22 protein-coding genes, 1 tRNA gene and 2 rRNA genes (1 of these 25 running past the window's edge) are annotated in these 21,069 nt (G+C 56.6%); 12 read left to right on the top strand and 13 right to left on the bottom strand.

Annotated features, from left to right (window positions below):
* Window positions 1-22 precede the first annotated feature (22 nt).
* From D7D48_RS00795 to D7D48_RS00740, 12 genes are all read left to right on the top strand, one after another.
* The gene (locus D7D48_RS00795) at window positions 23-265 is read left to right on the top strand and encodes a DUF2312 domain-containing protein (RefSeq protein ID WP_125229489.1); all 243 of its coding nucleotides are present in this window, start codon (window positions 23-25) and stop codon (window positions 263-265) included.
* Between the two features lie 115 nt (window positions 266-380).
* Window positions 381-1,124: a YebC/PmpR family DNA-binding transcriptional regulator gene (locus D7D48_RS00790; RefSeq protein WP_125229488.1), complete on the top strand. Its 744-nt coding sequence runs from the start codon at window positions 381-383 to the stop codon at window positions 1,122-1,124.
* Window positions 1,121-1,591, top strand: a complete 471-nt coding sequence (gene ruvC / locus D7D48_RS00785) for a crossover junction endodeoxyribonuclease RuvC (protein WP_125229487.1) — start codon at window positions 1,121-1,123, stop codon at window positions 1,589-1,591. The genes D7D48_RS00790 and ruvC overlap by 4 nt, the downstream gene beginning before the upstream one ends.
* An 87-nt stretch (window positions 1,592-1,678) precedes the next feature.
* The gene (gene ruvA / locus D7D48_RS00780; protein WP_125229486.1) at window positions 1,679-2,287 is read left to right on the top strand and encodes a Holliday junction branch migration protein RuvA; all 609 of its coding nucleotides are present in this window, start codon (window positions 1,679-1,681) and stop codon (window positions 2,285-2,287) included.
* Complete coding sequence (gene ruvB, locus D7D48_RS00775) at window positions 2,284-3,309, top strand: Holliday junction branch migration DNA helicase RuvB (RefSeq protein ID WP_125229485.1); 1,026 nt, start codon at window positions 2,284-2,286, stop codon at window positions 3,307-3,309. Before ruvA ends, ruvB begins: the two co-directional genes overlap by 4 nt.
* A 117-nt stretch (window positions 3,310-3,426) precedes the next feature.
* Complete coding sequence (locus D7D48_RS00770) at window positions 3,427-3,879, top strand: YbgC/FadM family acyl-CoA thioesterase (protein WP_125229484.1); 453 nt, start codon at window positions 3,427-3,429, stop codon at window positions 3,877-3,879.
* A gap of 7 nt (window positions 3,880-3,886) precedes the next feature.
* Window positions 3,887-4,579, top strand: a complete 693-nt coding sequence (gene tolQ / locus D7D48_RS00765) for a protein TolQ (RefSeq protein ID WP_125229483.1) — start codon at window positions 3,887-3,889, stop codon at window positions 4,577-4,579.
* Between the two features lie 3 nt (window positions 4,580-4,582).
* On the top strand, window positions 4,583-5,047 hold the full coding sequence (locus tag D7D48_RS00760) for an ExbD/TolR family protein (protein WP_125229482.1): 465 nt from the start codon (window positions 4,583-4,585) through the stop codon (window positions 5,045-5,047).
* 10 nt (window positions 5,048-5,057) lie between these two features.
* Window positions 5,058-5,885, top strand: coding sequence for a hypothetical protein (locus D7D48_RS00755; RefSeq protein ID WP_125229481.1), 828 nt, complete (start codon window positions 5,058-5,060; stop codon window positions 5,883-5,885).
* A gap of 13 nt (window positions 5,886-5,898) precedes the next feature.
* The gene (tolB, locus tag D7D48_RS00750) at window positions 5,899-7,254 is read left to right on the top strand and encodes a Tol-Pal system beta propeller repeat protein TolB (RefSeq protein WP_125229480.1); all 1,356 of its coding nucleotides are present in this window, start codon (window positions 5,899-5,901) and stop codon (window positions 7,252-7,254) included.
* Window positions 7,255-7,315: 61 nt separating this feature from the next.
* Entirely contained in the window at window positions 7,316-7,849 is a 534-nt protein-coding gene (gene pal, locus D7D48_RS00745) for a peptidoglycan-associated lipoprotein Pal (RefSeq protein ID WP_125229479.1), read from the top strand.
* A gap of 267 nt (window positions 7,850-8,116) precedes the next feature.
* Complete coding sequence (locus D7D48_RS00740) at window positions 8,117-11,263, top strand: amidohydrolase family protein (RefSeq protein ID WP_125230816.1); 3,147 nt, start codon at window positions 8,117-8,119, stop codon at window positions 11,261-11,263.
* 65 nt (window positions 11,264-11,328) lie between these two features.
* On the opposite strand, the gene gloB is transcribed toward D7D48_RS00740, so the two are convergent.
* The 13 genes from gloB to D7D48_RS00675 all read right to left on the bottom strand — a co-directional run.
* Complete coding sequence (gene gloB, locus D7D48_RS00735; RefSeq protein WP_125230815.1) at window positions 11,329-12,051, bottom strand: hydroxyacylglutathione hydrolase; 723 nt, start codon at window positions 12,049-12,051, stop codon at window positions 11,329-11,331.
* 2 nt (window positions 12,052-12,053) lie between these two features.
* Window positions 12,054-12,494 carry a VOC family protein gene (locus tag D7D48_RS00730; RefSeq protein ID WP_125230814.1) on the bottom strand — a complete coding sequence of 147 codons (441 nt, stop codon included), beginning with the start codon at window positions 12,492-12,494 and terminating at the stop codon, window positions 12,054-12,056.
* A gap of 79 nt (window positions 12,495-12,573) precedes the next feature.
* The gene (locus D7D48_RS00725) at window positions 12,574-13,359 is read right to left on the bottom strand and encodes a tetratricopeptide repeat protein (protein WP_125229478.1); all 786 of its coding nucleotides are present in this window, start codon (window positions 13,357-13,359) and stop codon (window positions 12,574-12,576) included.
* 17 nt (window positions 13,360-13,376) lie between these two features.
* Window positions 13,377-14,123: an alpha/beta hydrolase gene (locus tag D7D48_RS00720; RefSeq protein WP_125229477.1), complete on the bottom strand. Its 747-nt coding sequence runs from the start codon at window positions 14,121-14,123 to the stop codon at window positions 13,377-13,379.
* Complete coding sequence (locus tag D7D48_RS00715) at window positions 14,120-14,374, bottom strand: DUF6356 family protein (RefSeq protein ID WP_125229476.1); 255 nt, start codon at window positions 14,372-14,374, stop codon at window positions 14,120-14,122. The genes D7D48_RS00720 and D7D48_RS00715 overlap by 4 nt, the downstream gene beginning before the upstream one ends.
* 54 nt (window positions 14,375-14,428) lie before the next feature.
* Window positions 14,429-15,517, bottom strand: coding sequence for a M48 family metallopeptidase (locus D7D48_RS00710; RefSeq protein ID WP_125229475.1), 1,089 nt, complete (start codon window positions 15,515-15,517; stop codon window positions 14,429-14,431).
* 3 nt (window positions 15,518-15,520) lie between these two features.
* Window positions 15,521-16,609 (bottom strand): YjgN family protein, encoded by a 1,089-nt coding sequence (locus D7D48_RS00705; RefSeq protein WP_125229474.1) that lies wholly within the window; start codon window positions 16,607-16,609, stop codon window positions 15,521-15,523.
* 115 nt (window positions 16,610-16,724) lie between these two features.
* Window positions 16,725-17,195: a GNAT family N-acetyltransferase gene (locus D7D48_RS00700; protein ID WP_125229473.1), complete on the bottom strand. Its 471-nt coding sequence runs from the start codon at window positions 17,193-17,195 to the stop codon at window positions 16,725-16,727.
* Window positions 17,155-17,811, bottom strand: coding sequence for a GTP pyrophosphokinase (locus D7D48_RS00695; protein ID WP_125229472.1), 657 nt, complete (start codon window positions 17,809-17,811; stop codon window positions 17,155-17,157). Before D7D48_RS00695 ends, D7D48_RS00700 begins: the two co-directional genes overlap by 41 nt.
* Window positions 17,808-19,034 (bottom strand): hypothetical protein, encoded by a 1,227-nt coding sequence (locus D7D48_RS00690; RefSeq protein ID WP_125229471.1) that lies wholly within the window; start codon window positions 19,032-19,034, stop codon window positions 17,808-17,810. The genes D7D48_RS00695 and D7D48_RS00690 overlap by 4 nt, the downstream gene beginning before the upstream one ends.
* A 111-nt stretch (window positions 19,035-19,145) precedes the next feature.
* Window positions 19,146-19,222 (bottom strand) — tRNA-Met (locus D7D48_RS00685).
* Between the two features lie 135 nt (window positions 19,223-19,357).
* A 5S ribosomal RNA gene (gene rrf / locus D7D48_RS00680) occupies window positions 19,358-19,472 on the bottom strand.
* A 134-nt stretch (window positions 19,473-19,606) separates the two neighbouring features.
* A 23S ribosomal RNA gene (locus D7D48_RS00675) occupies window positions 19,607-21,069 on the bottom strand; it runs 1,329 nt beyond the window's last position.

The following is a 21,069-nucleotide window of genomic DNA, read 5'->3' as shown; positions in this document are numbered from 1 at the left end:
TCCAACACATAGGGGAAACATCATGGCTGAAGGCAATATCGCCGCGGACCAACTGCGTCTGTTCATCGAACGCATCGAGCGCTTGGAAGAAGAGAAAAAGGGCATCGCTGACGACATCCGCGACGTATATTCAGAAGCTAAGAGCCAAGGCTATGACGCAAAAATCATGCGCCAGATCGTCCGCTTGCGCAAAATGAGCCAAGACGACCGTCAGGAAATGGAAGCCATTCTCGACACCTATAAATCGGCGCTTGGTCTAGCGTAAGTCGGCGGCTTTCGCGACCGACGCGAAGCTGCGTTAAAGCACATGGCTTGCCCAATGGCGCGTGCCTGATGTAAGGGCGCTGCTTCATATCCTTTAGCCAGAGAAGAGTAGAGCCATGGCAGGCCATAGCAAATTCAAGAACATTCAGCATCGCAAAGGTGCGCAGGACAAAAAACGTTCCGCGCAATTTTCCAAGCTGTCGCGTGAAATTACCGTTGCCGCGAAGATGGGCATGCCCGATCCAGACATGAACCCACGCCTGCGTCTCGCGGTCAATGCCGCCAAGGCGCAATCGATGCCCAAGGACAATATCCAACGCGCCATTGATAAAGCGTCGGGCGGGGACGCCGAAAGCTATGATGAAATGCGCTACGAAGGCTATGGCCCCGGCGGCGTTGCAATCATCGTTGAGGCATTGACCGACAACCGTAACCGCACGGCAACCAATGTGCGCACCGCGTTTAGCAAAAATGGCGGCAATCTCGGCGCTTCGGGCGCAGTGAGCCACGGCTTCGACCGCATGGGCCTGATCACTTATCCTGCGCGCGCAGGCGACGCAGACAGCGTGTTTGAAGCGGCATTGGAAGCGGGCGCCGAGGATGTGGAGTCGAACGAAGACGAACACAGCATCTGGACCAGCATGGATGCGCTGCACGAAGTCGCTAAGGCACTTGAAGCCACGCTTGGAGAGGCTGAAAGCGCTAAGCTTGCGTGGAAACCACAGCTTTTGGTCGAAGTTGACGAAGCCAATGCGGCAACCTTGCTCAAGATGATCGACGCTTTGGAAGACGATGACGACGTCCAAACCGTATGGGGCAATTATGACGTGTCCGACGAGGTGATGGCGAAGCTGGGATGATCATCCTTGGGCTTGACCCCGGCCTGGGGACTACCGGCTGGGGCGTTATCCGCAAAGAAGGCAATCGCCTTTCGCATATCGACAATGGCGAAATTGTAACTGACGCCAAGCTGCCTTTGGCCAACCGCCTCGTGCTTTTGGACGAAAAATTGAGCGCGGTACTCGATCACTTCCGCCCCGATTATGCGGCCGTTGAAGAGGTGTTCGTCAACAAAAACCCGCAATCGACGCTGAAGCTTGGGCAAGCGCGCGGCGTGGTGCTGTTGGGGGCGGCGCGCAACCGCACGCCGGTGACCGAATATGCCGCGCGGCTTGTGAAAAAATCCGTCGTGGGCAACGGCAAAGCGGAAAAAGAGCAAGTTCAAGCCATGCTGCGCATCCTGTTGCCAGGCTTGAAAATCGCAGGGCCTGATGCGGCCGATGCATTGGCGGTCGCCATCACCCATGCGCATCATGTCCTGCTTTGACCCGTTCATCTCGAGAAAAACACCCTCCTGTTCACGCGATGTTCTCTTTTGCTTGCCGATTTGAAATCGAACAGCTAACCCACAGACATGATTGCAAAGCTGTATGGCCGGATTGATGAAACGGGCGTTGACCATCTGGTGATTGACGTCAACGGCGTCGGTTATCTGGTGCAGGCCAGCGCGCGGACGCTGTCGGCCTTAGGCAAGACCGATGATTTCGCCACCGTCTTCACCGAAATGCAAGTGTCGGAAAACGACATGCGCCTCATCGGCTTTGCCACCCGCGAAGAACGCGACTGGTTCCGCCTGCTGACGGGCGTGCAAGGTGTCGGCGGCAAGGTTGGCCTCGCGATATTGTCGGCGATCGAACCCGCCGACCTCGCGCTGGCTATCGGCAGCGGCGACGCGGCAATGGTTGCGCGCGCCAATGGTGTCGGACCAAAGCTCGCCAGCCGCATCGTCAATGAATTGAAGGATAAGGTCGGCGCTTTGGCCGGCATAAGCGGCGGCGCAAAATTGATGGCCACAGGCGCCGCAAATGGGAACCATGCGCAAGATGCGATGTCCGCGCTTGCGAACCTTGGCTTCAAACCCGGCGAAGCAGGCACCGCCGTGGCGCAAGCCGTTGAGGAACTCGGCCCCGATGCAAGCTTGGATGCGCTCGTGCGGCTGGCGTTGAAGCGGGCGTCGCGATGACTGACGAAGACCGCCTCACCACGCCGGACAAGCGGCCCGAGGATATTGACGCTGCATTGCGGCCCAAAACGCTTGCCGAATTTATCGGTCAGGCGGCCGCGCGCGATAATTTGCGCGTGTTTATTGAGGCGGCAAAGGGGCGGGGGCAGCCCTTGGACCATGTGCTGTTCTTTGGCCCGCCGGGGCTCGGCAAGACGACCTTGGCGCAGATTGTCGCAAAGGAAATGGGCGTCGGTTTCCGCGCCACCTCTGGCCCTGTCATCGCCAAATCCGGTGACTTGGCCGCGTTATTGACCAATTTGGAAGATGGCGACGTCCTATTCATTGACGAAATCCATCGCCTGAGCCCCGTGGTGGAGGAAATACTCTATCCCGCGATGGAGGACCGCGCGTTGGATATCATGATCGGCGAAGGACCGTCGGCGCGGTCGGTGCGGATTGATTTGCCTGCATTTACGCTTGTCGGTGCGACCACGCGGCAGGGTTTATTGACCACGCCTTTGCGTGACCGTTTCGGTATTCCGGTGCGGCTAAATTTCTACACCCATGCGGAGCTCGAGCTGGTGGTCACGCGTGCCGCGCGGCTTTTGGATTTGGGCATTGCCCCAGATGGCGCGAATGAGATTGCCAAGCGCGCCCGCGGAACGCCGCGTATTGCCGGACGTTTGCTGCGCCGCGTGCGCGATTTTGCCAATGTCGCGGGTGAACCCGTTGTCACCGCCAAAATCGCCGATAGCGCGCTCAACCGGTTGGAGGTTGATGCGCTTGGGCTAGACGCGATGGACCGACGTTATCTGCATATGATTGCCGACATTTATCGCGGTGGGCCCGTGGGCGTCGAGGCGCTGGCCGCTGGCCTGTCCGAACCGCGCGACACGATTGAGGATGTGGTCGAGCCTTATCTGCTGCAATTGGGCCTCATCGCGCGCACCGCGCGTGGCCGCTGCCTCAATGCGCCGGGCTGGAAACATCTTGGCCTCAACCCGCCCGCAGGGTCACAGGACGGATTGTTTGACTCGTAAATTTGGGCACTTCGCAACGGCTTTTGTAGGTGGCTTGATGTGTTGGCGAGATAAAGCGACTTTAGTCGCCTTAAATCCCCTTCCAGTGGCGGAGTCCTTGGGGTAAGCCGTCAATCAATGTCCATGCCCCAACCCTATCACGGCCATTTTGACGGCACGCGGCACTATTTTGCCGTGCGCGTATATTTTGAAGACACCGATTTTTCCGGCGTGGTCTATCATGCCCGCTATCTGCATTTCATGGAGCGGGCGCGTTCCGATATGCTGGCGTGCGTTGGCATTGATCAACGGGCCGTTCATGCCGAGGGGCAAGGCGCATATGCCGTGACAGACATGCACATCAAATACCGCCGTGCGGCCCATTTTGACGATGCGTTAGTCATCATTAGCACCGTGGAAACCGTCCGCGCGGCCAGTTGCGACATTCATCAAACCGTCATGCGCGGCGACGAAATACTCACCGAGGCGCGGGTGACCGCGGCCTTTGTTTCACCCGACGGCAAGGCCCGCCGACAACCTGCGCATTGGGTTGCCGCGTTCCAGCCGATACTCCATCACCCCGCAGAATAGGATATCCATGAGCCTGCTTATCGCGACCCAAAATATGGGCTTTTCACCCGTTGATTTGTTTATGGACGCCGACTTGGTGGTCAAATCGGTCATTGTCGGCCTGGCGCTGTCCAGCGTCTGGGTGTGGACCATCGTCATCAGCTTCATGATCAAAATGGCTGGCATCAACCGGAAAAGCGAAGCGTTTGAACGTGAATTTTGGGGCAGCTCGGATATTGCTGCATTTTCCAAGGCGCATGCCCAAAATGAACTGCCGGTTGCGAAGGTCTTTGCCGCCGGCATGGCCGAATGGCGCCTATCAACCAAGGGCAAGCACATTGATCGCGCCGGAACGCGGGAGCGGCTGGCCACGGCGATGGATGCTACAATTGCTGCAGAAACCGACCGCCTTGCCAATCGTCTGAACTTTCTCGCCACTACGGGCTCAGTTGCGCCGTTCATCGGCCTGTTCGGCACGGTATGGGGCATTATGCGCAGCTTTGCCGCGATTGCAGCGGAACAAAATTCCAGCCTTGCGGTCGTCGCGCCAGGGATTGCGGAGGCGTTATTTGCCACCGCTATTGGTCTGTTTGCCGCCATTCCAGCGGTTATCGCTTATAACCGATTTTCCCACCGGCTGAACCAATATGAAGCGCGCATGGGCCGCTTTGCCGATGGCTTTCATGGCACGTTGAGCCGCGAGTTGGAGCTTGAGGCGTAAACCATGGCCATGAACACTTCATCTGGCAGCGGCGGTGGCGGACGCGGACGGCGGCGGGGCGGACGGCGCGCACCGATGGCGGACATCAACGTCACCCCCTTTGTCGATGTGATGCTCGTTCTGCTCATCATCTTCATGGTCACCGCGCCTTTGTTGGTAACGGGCGTCCCCATCGAATTACCGGAAAGCAGCGCAAATGCGCTGGCTGAGCAAGAAGAACCCATTGAAATCGCGATTGACCGCGACGGCATCACATTCATCGATGGCACGCAGGTCGCACCCGCGGACCTCCCCGTTAGGCTTGACGAAATCGCCGCCACGCAAACCCCAGACAAGCCGCGTCAGATCATGCTGCGCGGCGATACCGCCATCAGCTACGGCCAAATGATGCGCGTCATGGGCGAATTGAACAGAGCGGGATTAAACAGCGTCAGCTTAGTCACCACCGGTTCATCCAACGACACCTAAACAGATGACAATGGATCGGACGGAAATATTAGGATTTGGCGCCGCAATTGGTGGCCACGCCCTATTATTGGGCGTATTCGCGCTTGGGCTGATGGCCTCTGCGAAAACCGCGCCTAAGCCTGAATCCATTTCGGTTTCTCTTGTCGGTGAAATTGCCGATGTATCGAGCGCGCCGGATGCGATCCAAGAGGAATCTGCGCCACCTGCCACCGGCGAGACCGCGCCAGCAGAGCCGCCACCGGCCCCGACACCCGTCATGAAGGTCGAAAAGCCGCAGCCCAAGCCTGTGCCTAAACCCGCGAAACCAGAAACAGCTCCAACAGTTACCAAGGCCGCAGCCAAGCAGGTAAAAACCGCTGCCGCCGCTCCACCCAAAACCGTCAAAGCGCCGACCGTCAGCGGTAAAGGCACGACACCCGCCAAGCCCGGCGGCCTCAGCCGCAGCTTTGAAGACAGTATTAACAATATCGGCAAGGCCCCGGGCGCGGGCAAGGCGGTGGGCACACCCGCCACCAAAACCGCCACCGAAGTGCGCCGCTCCGTGGGTGTCAGTATCGCGGGTCAAATCCGCGGTCGCGTACGCGCCTGCGCGCCTACGGGTGTCGACATCAACAAAATCGAGACGTTCGTTACACTTAGCCTTGAACCATCGGGCAGGTTGGCTGCCGTACGTTTTGACAGGCAAACGGGCATAAATGAAAGCAACCAGCCGCAAGCGGGCCTGTTGAAAGATTGCATCTTGCAAGCGGTGCGCGCAGCATCACCTTATAACGGGCTTGATCCCGAATATCATGACGTTTGGAAAACCCACGCGCTGCGTTTGCGCGCCACGGGATAAAGGAATGAGATATATGTCACTCTTTGCGTTCAACCGGAAACTGGCGTCTTTCCTGCTTTTGTTTTTGGGCACGCAAGCCGCAATGGCGCAAACACCGCCGCCTGCAACAGATGAGCCCGAATTGGTCGAGTTTGACACCGCCAAAACCCGCTCTATCGCGGTCCCTGCCTTAGTCGCGCCATCGCCAGTCGATACACCCGCCGGCAACAGCGCGGCGCTTGGCCGGCAAATTGCGGAGGTTATCTCCTCCAACCTGCGCGCATCGGGCGTATTTGAAACCCAAGGGCCAAATGGCTTACGCGCGATTGGACTAGCCGAAGTGACCGCGCCGCAATTTGGTTATTGGAAATCGCGTCCGGTTGAACAACTGGTGCAGGGCTTTGTCCGCGTGGGCGGTGATGGCAATTTGACCGTTGGCTGTTATCTGTATGATGTTGGCTTTGGCAGTGAAACCACTCGGCTTGGCTTTAACGTACCGCCGCGCGACTGGCGCAGGGCTGCGCATAAATGCGCCGATGCCATTTATTCACGGCTGACGGGCGAGCTGCCCTTTTTCGACAGTCGCATTGCCTATATCGCCGAAAGTGGGCCTAAGAATAAGCGGATTAAGCGGCTGGCGATTATGGATTCGGATGGTGCAAACCATCGCTTTATCACCAATGGCCAATCAACCGCACTCACCCCGCGTTTCTCGCCCAATTATAAATCGATCCTGTATTTGTCCTATGTTGACGGCAATCCGCGCATTTACGTCTATGACATTGATGCGGGGCGTCAGCGGCTTATTACGCAATCCAACGGCCCCACCTTCGCACCGCGCTGGTCGCCCGATGGCCAAACCATATTATATTCGATGGCGATTTCGGGAAATACCGACGTCTATAAAATATCGGCGAGCGGCAACGGCACGCCTGTGAAACTCACCAGCTCGCCCGGCATTGATGTCGGCGGCAGTTTTTCCCCCGATGGCCGTCAGATTGTCTTTGAAAGCGACCGTTCAGGCAGCCAGCAAATCTATGTGATGAACGCCGATGGCAGCAACCAACGCCGGATCAGCTTTGGCGGGGGCCGTTATGCCACGCCTGAATGGAGCCCCCGGGGTGATTTGATTGCCTTTACCCGCATCGCAGGCGACTTCCGCGTGGGTACGATGCGGCCCGATGGTTCGGGCGAACGACTATTGACCAATAGCTGGCAAGACGAAGCGCCGACTTGGGCGCCCAATGGCCGGGTTATCCAATTCTTCCGCACGGCCAAGGGAAGTGGGAAAACAAGTATCTGGCAAGTTGACCTGACCGGTTCCAACGAACGCCAATTGCCCACGCCTGTCGATGGTTCCGACCCGGCATGGGGCCCCGTCTTGCCGTAACATATTTAACGCTCATATATAAATCCCGACCGAATGTCGGGCAAAGCCCAAGGAGAATACCATGACGAAAAAGACGATCAAAATGGCAGCCCTTTTGTTGGTATCTACCGCACTTGTTGCGGGTTGCGGCAAGAAGAAGGTCGAGACCTTACCACCCGCCGCCGAAGGCACCGATTATGGCCAAACGCCAACCGATCCGAATGCTATGGGCGCGGGCCAGATCATGCCCGGCAGTCAGGAAGATTTCCTGCAACAGGTTGGTCAGTTCGGTGACCGCATTTTGTTTGAAACCGATCGCTTCAACATCGATGCCGAAGATCAGGCGATACTCCGGCGTCAGGCACAATGGTTGGCGCAATATCCAGGTACGCGCATCACCGTCGAAGGCCATGCCGATGAACGCGGCACGCGCGATTACAACCTTGCTTTGGGTGAGCGCCGCGCGAATTCCGCTAAAAACTTCCTCGTTTCCATCGGCGTCGATGCCAGCCGCATTCAAACCGTCAGCTATGGCAAAGAACGGCCATCGGCCTTGGGATCGGATGAGCAGGCCTGGGCCCAAAACCGCCGCGCGGTGACCGTCACCGTTCGATAAAAAGTCACAAACATATCTGCTATGCGTCGGTTGGCTGCACTCAGCCGCCGACGCTTTCCCCCTTTTCGTTACCATTGTCGTTCGCCGAACGATGGGTGCGCGTTGTCGAACGGGCGATGCGGGCTTGCAGTCTGTCGCTAGGCATGACAGCTTGTAACATAACAAAAATGGCAGGGGGGCCAATCCGTGAAAAATTACATTAAATCTGTCTTGCTGCTGAGCGCGGCTATCCTACCGACGAGCGCATTTGCCCAAGCGCCAGCCGCTATGGATGACAAAGCACCCAAATGGGATGTCGCCGCGCCTCCAGGCCTAACCCTGCGACAAATCAACATCGACACTGATGAAGGTTCGTGGATGAACCTTGACGTCAGCCCCGATGGCAAGACGATTGCGTTCGACCTGCTTGGCGATATTTATACCATTCCCGTCAATGGCGGCACGCCAACGCGTATATCCGAAGGCCTGCCCTTTGAAACGCAGCCGCGCTTTTCGCCGGATGGAAAGCGCATTGCCTTTACCTCTGACCGGGGTGGCGGCGACAATATCTGGATTATGAACCGCGACGGTTCGGACAAACGGCAGATGAGCAAAGAGGATTTCCGCTTGCTCAATCAGCCAAGCTGGAGCCCCGATGGCCGCTTCATCGCCGCAAAGAAGCACTTCACCACCGGTCGTTCGCTTGGGACGGGCGAAATCTGGCTTTACCATGTTTCGGGCGGCGCGGGCGTCTTGTTGGTCAAGCGGCCCAATGAACAGCATCAGAAGGAGCTGGGCGAGCCCATCTTCGCGCCCGATGGCAAGCATATTTATTACACGCGCAACATCACGCCGGGCCCGATTTTCCAATATGCGCAGGATTCCAACGGCCAGATTTTCGATATTGAAAGCTATAATATCGAAACCGGAGAGGTCGAAACGGCAGTGGCTGGCGTTGGCGGATCGGTCCGCCCGACGCCTTCACCCGATGGCCAAAAAATCGCCTTTGTCCGCCGCGAACGGACGCAGTCCAAATTATATGTGAAGGACCTCAGCACGGGCGAAGAGCGCAAGATTTACGACGCGCTGGATCAAGATGTGCAGGAAACTTGGGCCGTCACGGGCGTATATCCCAATATGGACTGGTCGCCCGATAGCAAGACCATCTATTTCTGGGCCGGTGGCAAGATCCGCAAGGTTGATTGGCCCAGCGGCGCATCCAGCGTCATACCGTTCCGCGTTTCGGACACGCGCGATATGATTGACCCGCCACGCCCGGCTATAGACGTCGCGCCCGCCAGCTTTGAAACCAAAATGCCGCGTGGCCCAGTGACCTCACCAGACGGCCGTACCGTTCTGTTTGAAACCATGGGCAAATTGTGGGTCAAGCCAGCCACTGGCGGCACCGCACGACGCCTGACCTCTGCCGATACCGGTATGGAGGCATATCCCACTTGGTCACGGGACGGCAAAACCATCGCTTATGTGCACTGGACCGATAAGGGCCTTGGCAACATCCACACCATCAGCGCAAGCGGCGGCACGCCCAAAAAGGCAACGGCGCAGCCCGGCCATTATGCCCGTCCGCGTTTCTCGCCCGATGGCAAGACGATTGTCTTTGAAAAGCAGGAAGGCGGCGGGCTGACGTCGCCCTTGCGCTCGGACCAAGCCGGCATTTACCGTATGCCGGCAATGGGCGGCGCAGCGACGCGCATCACCTCGGCGGGAACCACTCCGCATTTCGGTGCGTCCAACGACCGGATGTTTTATACTGAATCGGGCGCGAACAAGCGCATGCTCGTCAGCGTAGATATGAATGGCGAAGCCAAACGCACCCATGCCAGCGGCGAGCTAACTACGATTTACGAAGTATCGCCCGACGGCAATAATTTTGCCTTCCGCCAAAATTACGAAGCCTTTGTCATGCCTCTGATGCCAGGCACACAAGAAGTGACGGCTTCGGCATCGGGCGGCGCGCTTCCCGTGGTGAAGGTCAGCAAGGGCGGCGCGGAATATATGCATTGGAGCCGTAATGGCGACGCCTTGCATTGGGCCATTGGGCCAACGCTCTATTCGGCGCAGACCGCTGCCTTTTATCCTAATGGCCCATTGGCCAAAGACGCAAAGCCCGTCAAATTTACCCCGCCGAAGGAAGGCATTTCGCTTTCAATGCCCGTTACCTCCGACCGCCCGACAGGCGTCGTTGCCTTTACAGGCGCGCGCGTTGTCACCATGGCGGACAAGAGCGGCGGGATCATCGACAATGCCGTCATCTTGGTCGAAAATGAACGGATTAAGGCCGTTGGCAAGGCAGGCGACTTTGCCATTCCGGCGGGGGCAAAGACCGTTGACGTTGCTGGCAAGACGATCATTCCCGGCCTTGTCGATGCGCATGCCCATGGCCCTTATGGTGTGGACGAAATGACCCCGCAGCAAAATTGGGTGAATATGCTCAACCTCGCCATGGGCATTACCACACGGCATGACCCATCGAGCAGCGCCGCCACTGTGTTCCCAGCGTTGGAAATGCAACGGGCTGGCCTGTTGCTTGGGCCGCGTTCCTTCTCAACCGGCGAGATCGTCTATGGCGCCAAGGCCGCGGACGTTTATGCCGAGATCAACGGTCTGGATGATGCGTTGGCGCATGTCCGGCGGTTGAAGGCGCAAGGCGCGCACAGCGTCAAAAACTACAACCAGCCGCGCCGTGAACAGCGTCAGCAGGTAGTGGCCGCCGCGCTGCAGGAGAATATGCGCTCCGTGGCCGAAGGGGGTTCGCTGTTCGGGATGGACATGAACCTGATCGCCGATGGCAACACCACCGTGGAACATAATGTCCCGCTCGACATCTTTTACGATGACGTGCTGCAATTCTTCTCCAAGTCGAAGGTAGGTTATACGCCGACGCTTGTCGTGACCTATGGCGGCCCAGCGGGTGACCCTTATTGGCGGTCACACACCGATGTGTTCCGGCATCCGTTGATGGCCAAGCATTATCCGCCGACCGAGCTTGCGGCCAATAATGCCCGCCGCGAAATTGCGCCGGAAGAGGATTATGTCGACGACAACAGCGCGCGTGAGGCACATAAGCTTGCCAAGCTGGGCGTCCCTGTCGCCATCGGCGCGCATGGCCAAGAAGCCGGCATTGCCGCGCATTGGGAGCTATGGTCCTTCGTCCGTGGCGGCATGTCCCCTGTTGAGGCGCTGGCCGCTGGCACCATCGAGTCCGCGCGCTCGCTAGGCTATGACAAGGATATAGGCTCCATCGCCGCTGGCAAGCTTGCGGATCTCGTCATCTTGGACGCTGACCCCAGCGTCGACATCCGCAATTCGGACAAGGTCGCAAAGGTCATGATTGGTGGCCGCCTATATGACGCAGCGACGTTGAATGAAGAGGTCACAGGAACGCGCAAACGCATGCCTTATTATTGGGAATAAGCATTTCCCGATAACTGCAATGTTCCGGCCCGGGTACATATCCCGGGCTGGAATCTTTTTGGATATCAGGCGGCGTCCTTCGCCGCGCGGCGGGCGGCAAGTTCCTCCACCGATGCAGCGCGCATGAACGGGTTGGTTGCGCGTTCCAGCGCAATCGTCGTCGGCACAGTCGCCTCGCCACGGTCGCGCAAAGCAATGACATCGGCCAAACGCGCGGCGAGATCGGCATTGTCCGGCTCGACGGTCACCGCAAAGCGGGCGTTGCTGAGCGTATATTCATGCGCGCAATAAATCGCGGTATCGTCGTCCAAAGCCTCCAGCTTGCGCATATTGTCATACATCTGCGCCGCCGTGCCTTCGAACAAGCGGCCACAGCCCATCGCGAATAAGGTATCGCCGACAAAGGCGGCTTTCTCGGTCGCGAAATGATAAGCGATATGGCCAGCGGTATGGGCGGGCACGTCCAGCACCGTCGCGCGCACGTCGCCCAATTGGACGACATCCCCGCCACGCACATGCACATCCAGCGTCGGTATCCGCTCGGCTTCGTCCGCAGGCCCCGTGATGACGCAGCCCGTTGCGGCCTTAATCTCTGCATTGCCGCCGACATGGTCGGGGTGCCAATGCGTGTTCCAGATTTGGGTGATTGTCCACCTGCGCGCTTCGGCCGCCGCCAAAACAGGCGCCGCCACCGCCGGATCGACGACCAAAGTCTCACCGCTACGCGCCTCATGCACCAGCCAGACATAATTGTCCGACAAAACGGGGACGCGCAGTATCTCCAGCATGCTCACCACACCCCGACATTGGGCATGCTCACCCATGGTTCCGCAGGCGGCAGATTGCCCTCTTGCAGCAGCTCAATCGAAATGCCGTCGGGCGTCCGCACAAAGGCCATGTGCCCGTCGCGCGGCGGGCGGTTGATTGTCACCCCTGCATCCATCAGCCGCTGACAGGTCGCGTAAATATCATCGACGCGATAGGCCAAATGGCCGAAATTCCGTCCGCCGTCATACACTTCCGGCGCGCTGCCATCTTCCGGCGGCCAGTTGTGCGTCAACTCTACCTCAGCAAGGCCTGCCTGCCCCGGTGCCGCCAAAAAGATCAGCGTGAACCGCCCTGCTTCGCTGTCAAAGCGGCGCACTTCCTCCAACCCGATCAGCTTGAAAAAAGCGACCGTTGCGTCGGGGTCCGTGACACGGATCATGCTGTGCAGATAGGTTATGGGCATTTTCATTCCATTCACAAAAGCGCGTTGTTTGCCGCAACATCATGAACCTTGGCTGCTATCCACGCAAGGGGTGGCGCGCCTATCTGGATTGCACCTCATCCTTAGGGGCTGGTGACGCCGCCGCTAAAGCCGCAAGTTGCGCCCTTGCCGTTGTGGCTTGCCGACTATTGGGCGCGATCTTGATGGTCTGTTCCCATTGCTTCCGCGCGGTATCATCATCACCAGCGGCAATGGCGATATTGCCCGCCTCCAACGCCACAGCCGGATCACTGGGCAGCACCGCCGCCGCGGTTTGAATAAAGGCCAGCGCATCGGGCAATTTGTTCAATCGCCGGGCCAAGGTTGCCGACAATAACCATGCGGCGCCATTTTCGGGCGCTAATTGCCGCGCGGTGGCCAAGGCGGCCTCCCCATCGGCATTTTTGCCCAAAGCCACCAAAGCCCGCGCGCGATCCACTTCGCTATCGGCGCGCTCGTTGTTCGCAAGGCTATTGGACGCCAGCGCCTTGCCGAGCGCGTCGACCGCAATATCCGCCTGCCCCGCCGCAATCGCGGCATTGCCCGCTTGTGCCCAGAAACGCGCGGCGCGCGGGTCGCCTTTGGCTTCCGCCAAAGTCGCCGCCTCGGTCAAAATCGGCACCGCAAGATCAAATTTAAAATCGGTCGCCAGCGCAAAGCCATGACACGCGCGCGCCAGATAACCGCCCTTTTGCTGCGTCCATAGACTAAAGTTGGAAATCGCCGATGCAGGGTCTTTGCTGGCAAGCGTCAGGCATTCGGAAAACTGCACTTCGTCCAAAGTCGGAAGCGGTTGCGCAGCGGCAGGCGCTGCCAGTTGCAGCATTATGGGCAGAAAATTCAGCATGGTCGCTCCTGTAAAGTTCAGCAGGCCAGCTTCGCAACAACATCAATCAGCAGCGCAATATCCTGATCCCGTGAAAGCCGGTGGTCGCCATCCTTGACCAATATCGTCTGCACATCGGATGAACGAAGCGCATCTGCGAGCTTCAACGACGTTTCCCATGGCACATCGGGGTCGCATTGCCCGTGAATCAACCGTACGGGGCAATCAATGGCAACCTGCCCCGCCAACCGTAAATTTGTTTGCCCCGATTGCCAAAAATCTTGGGTGATAAGCATGGGGTCATAGCCATAATCGCTCGGGCGTTCGATGCGACCCGTGGCGGCGATGGTCGCGCGGTCGGCAGCATCAAAATCCCAGTCGGTAAAATCGGGCGCGGCAGCAATGCCCACCATCGCGGCGACTTGGTTACCCAGCTTTTCGGCCACCAACAGCATGAGCCACCCGCCCATGGACGAGCCAATTAAGATGATCGGCCCGACCTTGGCCTCCGCAAGCACCGCCAAAACATCGTCGCGCCACATGTCGAGCGTGCCGTCTTCAAACCTGCCGTCGCTCTCGCCGCAACCGGAATAATCCATCCGAAGCATGGCCACGCCGTGCGCCGCCGCCCATGCCGCGAGCGCCTGCGCCTTACCGCCTTGCATGTCCGATTTATATCCGGGCAGAAAAACCAAAGTGGGTCCGCGCCCCGGCGAATGCCGATAGGCCAAACGAACGCCATCGGCGCGCGTGACACATTGAGCGGCGGCTTCCAACAGCGTCAGATTACCCAGTCAACGGTCATCATTTGGGTCACATCCTGCCCCTTCGCACGGCGTTGTTCGACCATGATGGTGTTCAAACGCTTTACCGTATCGCTGCCCGATGTGATGCACAGACCGGGGATGACCGCGTGGACCAAAGCCTTCATCCCGCCCCAAATCATCGTCAAGCCAAAGCGGCTGGCAACGCCGAAATGTTCAACATAATTTTCATCGACGCTTTTGGGATGATCGACAAACAGGCGGTTGAACATGGAAGATTTCCTTATTGAATGTCGTGAGCGGATGGCAGGATTGTAACGCGGTCCCTAATTAAAATCAAAGCCCAAGCCCGATTTCGCCTCCCGATCCTGCGCGCACATCGTTTTCAGCTCCGTCCATTCTGTCGGTGTCAGCGCTGGCTTGTAATTTTTGCCTTTGACGATGCTCTTTTCAAACGCGTCTTTGCGCGATGCAGACAGCGGGTGGCTGGAAAGATAGCCTGTAATGCCTGCATTGTCTTTCACCACGCCGGCGCTGCCATCCAATTGGGAAAGCCGGTCGAAGAAGGACGCCGTGCCCACTGGCGAGATATTAGCGCTGCCCAGCGCCTGCATCGCATACGCATCGGCCTCGGCTTCCGCATCGCGGCTATAGCTCATCGCCAGCATATTGTTGACTAGAGCACCACTATTGCCATCCACGCCGCCCAGCACCACCGCAAGGCCCATTTGCCGCAGCAACGCCTGCATCACATGCCGTTCACGGACATGACCGATTTCATGCGCTAAGACGCCCGCAACCTCATCAGGCGAGCGCGCTTGTTTCAGTAGCCCGTCGAACAAGATGACATTGCCGCCGGGCAAGGCCACCGCATTCAACATATCAATATTGGCGACCTCCACCCGCAAATCTTGCGGCGCATCATCCAGCGATGCGACCAGTTTCTGGAGCGCGGCGTCACCCGCTGGCGTATGGCAAAAGCGGCCGCCAAAATCGCCCACCAATGCATCGCCCAAGCTGTCGTCGACACTGTCGGGGATCAACGGCGCCAGCCACTGCGGGCTGAACAACACCACCGCAACCGCTGCCGCGCTGGTCAGCGCAAAGGCAATCGCGGCCTTCCCCAACCCAAGCCGGTCCACCCATCCGCCATATTTGCGGGGCGCAGGCAACATAGCACTCAAGTCCGCGGGTATAGGCCCCGACAATATCAACCGCCACCCATCATGGCCGGCAAGGCCATAGACATCGGCATCGCCCTGCTTAGTCACATATGCGACATCGGCAAAGGCAAAGGGGCCACTGCGCCAGGCATTCTCCACCACATAAAATTGCGGGCCCATGACTTCCACTTCGACCGCGCGTTTAACGGCCTTTTGCCCGTCATAATGCGCGGCAGTGAAGAATGTGGACATCGTTTAGATCGCCCCCACGTCAAAGGCATCGAGCAAACCTTCGCCATGTTTTTCGACCACGGTCTGCGACTGGGTCAACTCGTCGATGTTAATCTCGCCATAGGCTTCCATATGCTCGACGAAGAATTTCCAGTTGCGATAGGGCATGAAGATATAGCCAATACCCAAGGTGCAGATGATGATTGCCATATTGGCCAAAAAGAACAGCACCCAATCCACCGACCGCGCGCGAAAGGCGAATTCCAGCGTGTGTAACCGCAAGCCACCTACGGCCAGTCGGAAATATTTGCTGTAAAAGGCCAAGGCGGCCAAAGGTAACATGATGTAAAATATCAACACCGCGACGATGGCCAATATGCCGCCAATCGCCATGCCAGCGCCGCCCATCGCCGCCGGCGCGCCGCCCGAGGCCGCCATGCTGATCCCAAAGATCACGGCGCCGACAAAAATCAGGAACGGCACAAGGTAGAATAACAGATAACGCTTCATCAGCGGCGTCCATTGCGCCGTTGCGCTGAACCGGTGCGGGCCAAAGCTCATCGCGTTCCACCGGTCGTTCCACAAGGATATCATCGCCCAGGGCACCATCAGGAATATCGGCAGCCAGCCAACGATCCATTTCCAGTTATAGGACAGCCCATATTGGAAGCCGGGGTCATCACTGCCACCGCGAATGCCGCGCCAATAAGTGCGGCTCAGCCGGTAACGCAGCGCGCGGAAATAGGCGACGCCGGTGAGGTAGAATAAGGATAAGAACATCGCGAACGTCAGCAGTCCGGCCAACACCGGCACGCCCTGAAAAATCAGGCCCTGTGACACCAATTGAATGACAATGAAGGGCAAACCGATGAGCACAAATACCATGATGAAGCCGATAAAAAGCTCCATCCCGCGGCCCGTCCATTCCAGACGTTCGTCAATAAATTCGGTCTTACCCCACAAATATTCGCGTTCGCGCGTCGTCGCCCAAAAACGGTAAATGCCCAAGGTGACAATGGTCAGCAACAAATTGGGAAAGGCAATACGCGCAAATTCCTGCCAGCTTCCGTGAAAACGAAAGGCGCTATGCGGTTGTAATTGTTCGTCGTTCATGGATTCCCCCATATCCTTTGCGGCGAGCATGCGGGGGAATGGGACGCTTTGTCAACAAAGGCTGTGTTTTGAAGGAGATGGCGGCGGGGTGGGGCAGGCCAACGGACGGCCCAGCTTAAAGCAGCTTTTCCATGCACGCCCGTTTCAAATCCTGATCGCCAATAGGCACGACCTGATGTTCAACAACGTCAAAACCGACAGCGGCAAAGGCAGGCTGCGCCATCAGGCTGGCATGCACCCAAAGCCGTGGTTCATGCGCAGCGCGGGCATGCGCCTCGACACTATTGAAAAGCGCGCGGAACAGGCCACTCCCTTGCGCTTCAGGCCGGATAAAGGCGAAATCGATATAGCCGCCGCCCTCAATACTCATAAATCCGACGATACGCTCCCCATCGCGGGCAAGGACTATGTCTTTATCGGCAAGCCGCGCATCCCACTCCGGACCGCTTCGGCGCTCCGGCACCCAAGCCGCCCGTTGCGCTTCGGTATAGAGGCTCGGCCCATTGCGCACAGCGTCAAAGATGACGTCCGCGAGTTGGGCATGGTCAGCGGGGGTGGCGTAGTAAAGCGTCAGGACTTGTATCATTATCGTTCAACACAAGAGGGGCTGCTAAATCTTCAAAGATCTTGTCCGCACCCCAAGCTTGTGCCGCCGTAAATGCGATGTGCCGGCGCTCATCAGATGTCAGATCCCTTTTAGCTTTATAACCGAGGTCATGATGGGTTTCTGACCAGGCATGCTGAAACAGGGTTTTAATTTGCAGTTCAAAGAACTGTGGGGTTTCTTTTTTGTGTAAATCCGAAACCACATCATCAGGCAATTGGAATATAAAATGATGCCCAAAATAACCAAAGGCCTCGTCATTGATTGGCGATTTAGGCGCTTCTTCAATGTGCCGCATAAAACGCATTAGGTGCTGTCGCACAATCTCAACATCAAACAGATACAGCACATTTATCCTGACACCAATTTGATCTTGGATTTCATATCGAGGATCAGCATATTTTGGCTTACCGGTATCGTCAACTTTGGTAGCCTTTACGAAATACCGATGCGGGTCCTTTGCGCGGGCAACAACGGAGTCTATGCGAGGTAAACCTAACACTAACTCCCTCAAATGCAGCTGTAATTTTTCGGCTGTTTGAACCAATATTGAGTGCCGCGCAGAATACTCATCTAAGATCGCGTAGTCCGCGCTCATTTCTTAGCAAGCCGCTGGTCGCTAATTTTACCACGAGTTTTGTATTCAACTACATCGCCTGTTGTATTAGACTCAAATATCGCTTCGAAGTCATCATTCGGCGCAGTCAGGATAGCGCCAGTGTTCATTTCAATAGTGCGGTAGGGGGCGACAGTCTTGAATTGGTTGGCATCGAACATAAAAGTTCTGCCAAACAAACTCGGCTTATTCAGGGCTGCCCTGATTGTATCCTGAGCGGCAGCGCTCAATGCAAAATGCTGACAGAAAGCCTGAATAGTAAGAGATTTATTCTGAAATACAGCCGATGCAAGTGAGCTTGCATGAGCGATCTCGCTTTTAACAGAGGCACTTGGGTTTGCCCTAAGCGCATCTTTAAGGGCTGTAGCTAACCGTCTAGTGCCGTGGGCCGGTGTTTCAGAAAAATCAGCATTCAGAAAATCTCGAAGCCAGTACTCTGAGATGTGCTCGCCCGATTGCCCTGCTTGACGGTCAGTTGCAATGCCTGTCCAAAAGCCGCCCACTGGGTTTTCGTGCTCAACCATAGCAGCCTTATACGATGACATGCGCTTTATAAATACTTCCTCCAAAAATTCGACATCTAAAGACCCTGAGGTTGTATCAGCCCTGATCGCCTGATCTGTCGGAAACCGCGACATAATGATCCGCTGGCTCAAACCGTGATAGCCCTTGAGCAAAAAGAACAGTCCAGTCCCGCTCCGGTGATCGGTTACTTTTTGTAAACGTTCTGCGATCAATTGCCCGGTTCTCAGTGATGGATTTGAATGAAATGACAGCATAAGGTCACGGCATTCGTTGTTCTGTCCGCCATTGGGCGCCGGATTAAAAAGAATATCAAAATCATGCGTGCTTGGTTCGTCAGAAAAGATTCCAGCGAGCATATCACTCAACTTGCTTTTCTTTAGTGAAATCTCCTTGCTTGAAATGCTTGATGGTTTTTCCGCACGCTTTCCCGGAGCAATTAAATACGCAAAAGCTTTTTCAATAGGCACAAGATTTCCCCTCGGGCTTATTCTTGCAATGTCAGTGGTATAAATCAAGATTGGTAAATTAAATTTACAAATTGCTACGCGGATTCCCGCGCAACTTCGAGCCGATTGCAGCAGTGTTTCCTGCGTGGGAACGATATTAAAATTCAGTCTGTCGAAAAACAAAAAAAACGGACGAGCCGGGCTGTTTTGCTGGTTGCGGGAGTAGGATTTCACGGCTTCGCCGTGGTCTCCGCAATGGCTTTGCCATTGCTTCGGCTAAACGAGGTGAAAATCCACAATCCACCAAAACCAACAAAAAACCCCGCGCAAGGCGGGGTGTTTTATTGGTTGCGGGAGTAGGATTTGAACCTACGACCTTCAGGTTATGAGCCTGACGAGCTACCGGGCTGCTCCATCCCGCGCCACCAAATGCCCTGTATTTCAACGGGGCAAAAACGAAAAAAGGCGGACATCCGTCGAATGAACGACAGCGGTCCGCCTTTTGAATTATGAATGGGTTCTTCCAATGCACTTTATTAGCAAGCGCCGGCTGCAATGCCTGGCGACGCCCTACTCTTCCAACGCTTAAGCGGTAGTACCATCGGCGCAGTTTGGTTTCACGGCCGAGTTCGGGATGGGATCGGGTGGGTCACAAACGCTATGGTCACCAAGCAATGTAGCAGGCGCTCACAATAAAGTGAAATTGGGTTATAATCGATGCCCGTGCAGGGAATATTTATCTGGTAGACTTTAATCATCCGCCATCGACGTTGCTGAAAGATCAGCACTGTCATTGATGGTGGGACTTCAAGCGCGAAAAGAGTAATTAGGATTGGTTAGCTTCACGCATTACTGCGCTTCCACACCCAACCTATCAACGTAGTGGTCTACTACGACTCGATGAAATCTAATCTCGAGGGAGGCTTCCCGCTTAGATGCTTTCAGCGGTTATCCCGTCCATACATAGCTACCCTGCTGCGCGGCTGGCGCCACGACAGGTACACCAGAGGTATGTTCAACCCGGTCCTCTCGTACTAGGGTCAACTCCTCTCAAATTTCGACGCCCACGGCAGATAGGGACCAAACTGTCTCGCGACGTTCTGAACCCAGCTCACGTACCACTTTAATTGGCGAACAGCCAAACCCTTGGGACCTGCTCCAGCCCCAGGATGTGATGAGCCGACATCGAGGTGCCAAACGATTCCGTCGATATGAGCTCTTGGGAATCATCAGCCTGTTATCCCCGGCGTACCTTTTATCCGTTGAGCGATGGCCCTTCCACGAGGGACCACCGGATCACTATGACCGACTTTCGTCTCTGCTCGACTCGTCAGTCTCGCAGTCAGGCAGGCTTATGCCATTGCACTCTAACAGACGGTTTCCAACCGTCCTGAGCCTACCATCGCGCGCCTCCGTTACTCTTTAGGAGGCGACCGCCCCAGTCAAACTACCCGCCACAGAGGGTCCCTGCACCGGATAACGGTGCGAGGTTAGACATCAGAAAACAACAGGGTGGTATTTCACATTTCGGCTCCACTCGGACTGGCGCCCAAGTTTCAAAGCCTCCCACCTATTCTACACAGTTCTTTCCTAATGCCACTCTGAAGCTGCAGTAAAGGTGCACGGGGTCTTTCCGTCTAACCGCGGGTACTCCGCATCTTCACGGAGAATTCAATTTCGCTGAGCATATCCTGGAGACAGTGGGGAAGTCGTTACGCCATTCGTGCAGGTCGGAACTTACCCGACAAGGAATTTCGCTACCTTAGGACCGTTATAGTTACGGCCGCCGTTTACTGGGGCTTCAATTCGGAGCTTGCACTCCTCCTCTTAACCTTCCAGCACCGGGCAGGCGTCAGACCCTATACGTCGTCTTGAAGCCGACTTAGCAGAGTCCTGTGTTTTTGCTAAACAGTCGCTACCCCCTGGCCTGTGCCCCCTCATACTGCTTGCGCAATGTGAGGGCCTCCTTCTTCCGAAGGTACGGAGGCAATTTGCCGAGTTCCTTCAGGATACTTCTCTCAAACGCCTTGGTATACTCTACCTGACCACCTGTGTCGGTTTCGGGTACGGTCTATACGGTGGGGCTATTTCCTGGAACCTCTTCGAAGCACCTCCAATCCAATAAGGAGATACAACTCACGAGATCCGTCACACACCACCAGGCCCACGAATATTAACGTGGTTCCCATCGACTACCCCCTTCGGGCTCGTCTTAGGGGCCGGCTTACCCTGCTCAGATTAGCTTTAAGCAGGAACCCTTGGTCTTTCG

Origin of the sequence: Sphingorhabdus wooponensis (assembly GCF_003933235.1) — a bacterium.
In the GTDB taxonomy this organism is placed as follows: domain Bacteria; phylum Pseudomonadota; class Alphaproteobacteria; order Sphingomonadales; family Sphingomonadaceae; genus Sphingorhabdus_B; species Sphingorhabdus_B wooponensis.
This window is presented reverse-complemented; position numbering and strand designations above follow the sequence as displayed.

Bases quoted from the DNA above. Each gene is read 5' to 3' on its own strand.
- D7D48_RS00795 (WP_125229489.1), top strand. From the start codon at position 23: ATGGCTGAAGGCAATATCGCCGCGGACCAACTGCGTCTGTTCATCGAA.
- D7D48_RS00790 (WP_125229488.1), top strand. From the start codon at position 381: ATGGCAGGCCATAGCAAATTCAAGAACATTCAGCATCGCAAAGGTGCG.
- ruvC (WP_125229487.1), top strand. From the start codon at position 1,121: ATGATCATCCTTGGGCTTGACCCCGGCCTGGGGACTACCGGCTGGGGC.
- ruvA (WP_125229486.1), top strand. From the start codon at position 1,679: ATGATTGCAAAGCTGTATGGCCGGATTGATGAAACGGGCGTTGACCAT.
- ruvB (WP_125229485.1), top strand. From the start codon at position 2,284: ATGACTGACGAAGACCGCCTCACCACGCCGGACAAGCGGCCCGAGGAT.
- D7D48_RS00770 (WP_125229484.1), top strand. From the start codon at position 3,427: ATGTCCATGCCCCAACCCTATCACGGCCATTTTGACGGCACGCGGCAC.
- tolQ (WP_125229483.1), top strand. From the start codon at position 3,887: ATGAGCCTGCTTATCGCGACCCAAAATATGGGCTTTTCACCCGTTGAT.
- D7D48_RS00760 (WP_125229482.1), top strand. From the start codon at position 4,583: ATGGCCATGAACACTTCATCTGGCAGCGGCGGTGGCGGACGCGGACGG.
- D7D48_RS00755 (WP_125229481.1), top strand. From the start codon at position 5,058: ATGGATCGGACGGAAATATTAGGATTTGGCGCCGCAATTGGTGGCCAC.
- tolB (WP_125229480.1), top strand. From the start codon at position 5,899: ATGTCACTCTTTGCGTTCAACCGGAAACTGGCGTCTTTCCTGCTTTTG.
- pal (WP_125229479.1), top strand. From the start codon at position 7,316: ATGACGAAAAAGACGATCAAAATGGCAGCCCTTTTGTTGGTATCTACC.
- D7D48_RS00740 (WP_125230816.1), top strand. From the start codon at position 8,117: ATGGATGACAAAGCACCCAAATGGGATGTCGCCGCGCCTCCAGGCCTA.
- gloB (WP_125230815.1), bottom strand. From the start codon at position 12,051: ATGCTGGAGATACTGCGCGTCCCCGTTTTGTCGGACAATTATGTCTGG.
- D7D48_RS00730 (WP_125230814.1), bottom strand. From the start codon at position 12,494: ATGCCCATAACCTATCTGCACAGCATGATCCGTGTCACGGACCCCGAC.
- D7D48_RS00725 (WP_125229478.1), bottom strand. From the start codon at position 13,359: ATGCTGAATTTTCTGCCCATAATGCTGCAACTGGCAGCGCCTGCCGCT.
- D7D48_RS00715 (WP_125229476.1), bottom strand. From the start codon at position 14,374: ATGTTCAACCGCCTGTTTGTCGATCATCCCAAAAGCGTCGATGAAAAT.
- D7D48_RS00710 (WP_125229475.1), bottom strand. From the start codon at position 15,517: ATGTCCACATTCTTCACTGCCGCGCATTATGACGGGCAAAAGGCCGTT.
- D7D48_RS00705 (WP_125229474.1), bottom strand. From the start codon at position 16,609: ATGAACGACGAACAATTACAACCGCATAGCGCCTTTCGTTTTCACGGA.
- D7D48_RS00700 (WP_125229473.1), bottom strand. From the start codon at position 17,195: ATGATACAAGTCCTGACGCTTTACTACGCCACCCCCGCTGACCATGCC.
- D7D48_RS00695 (WP_125229472.1), bottom strand. From the start codon at position 17,811: ATGAGCGCGGACTACGCGATCTTAGATGAGTATTCTGCGCGGCACTCA.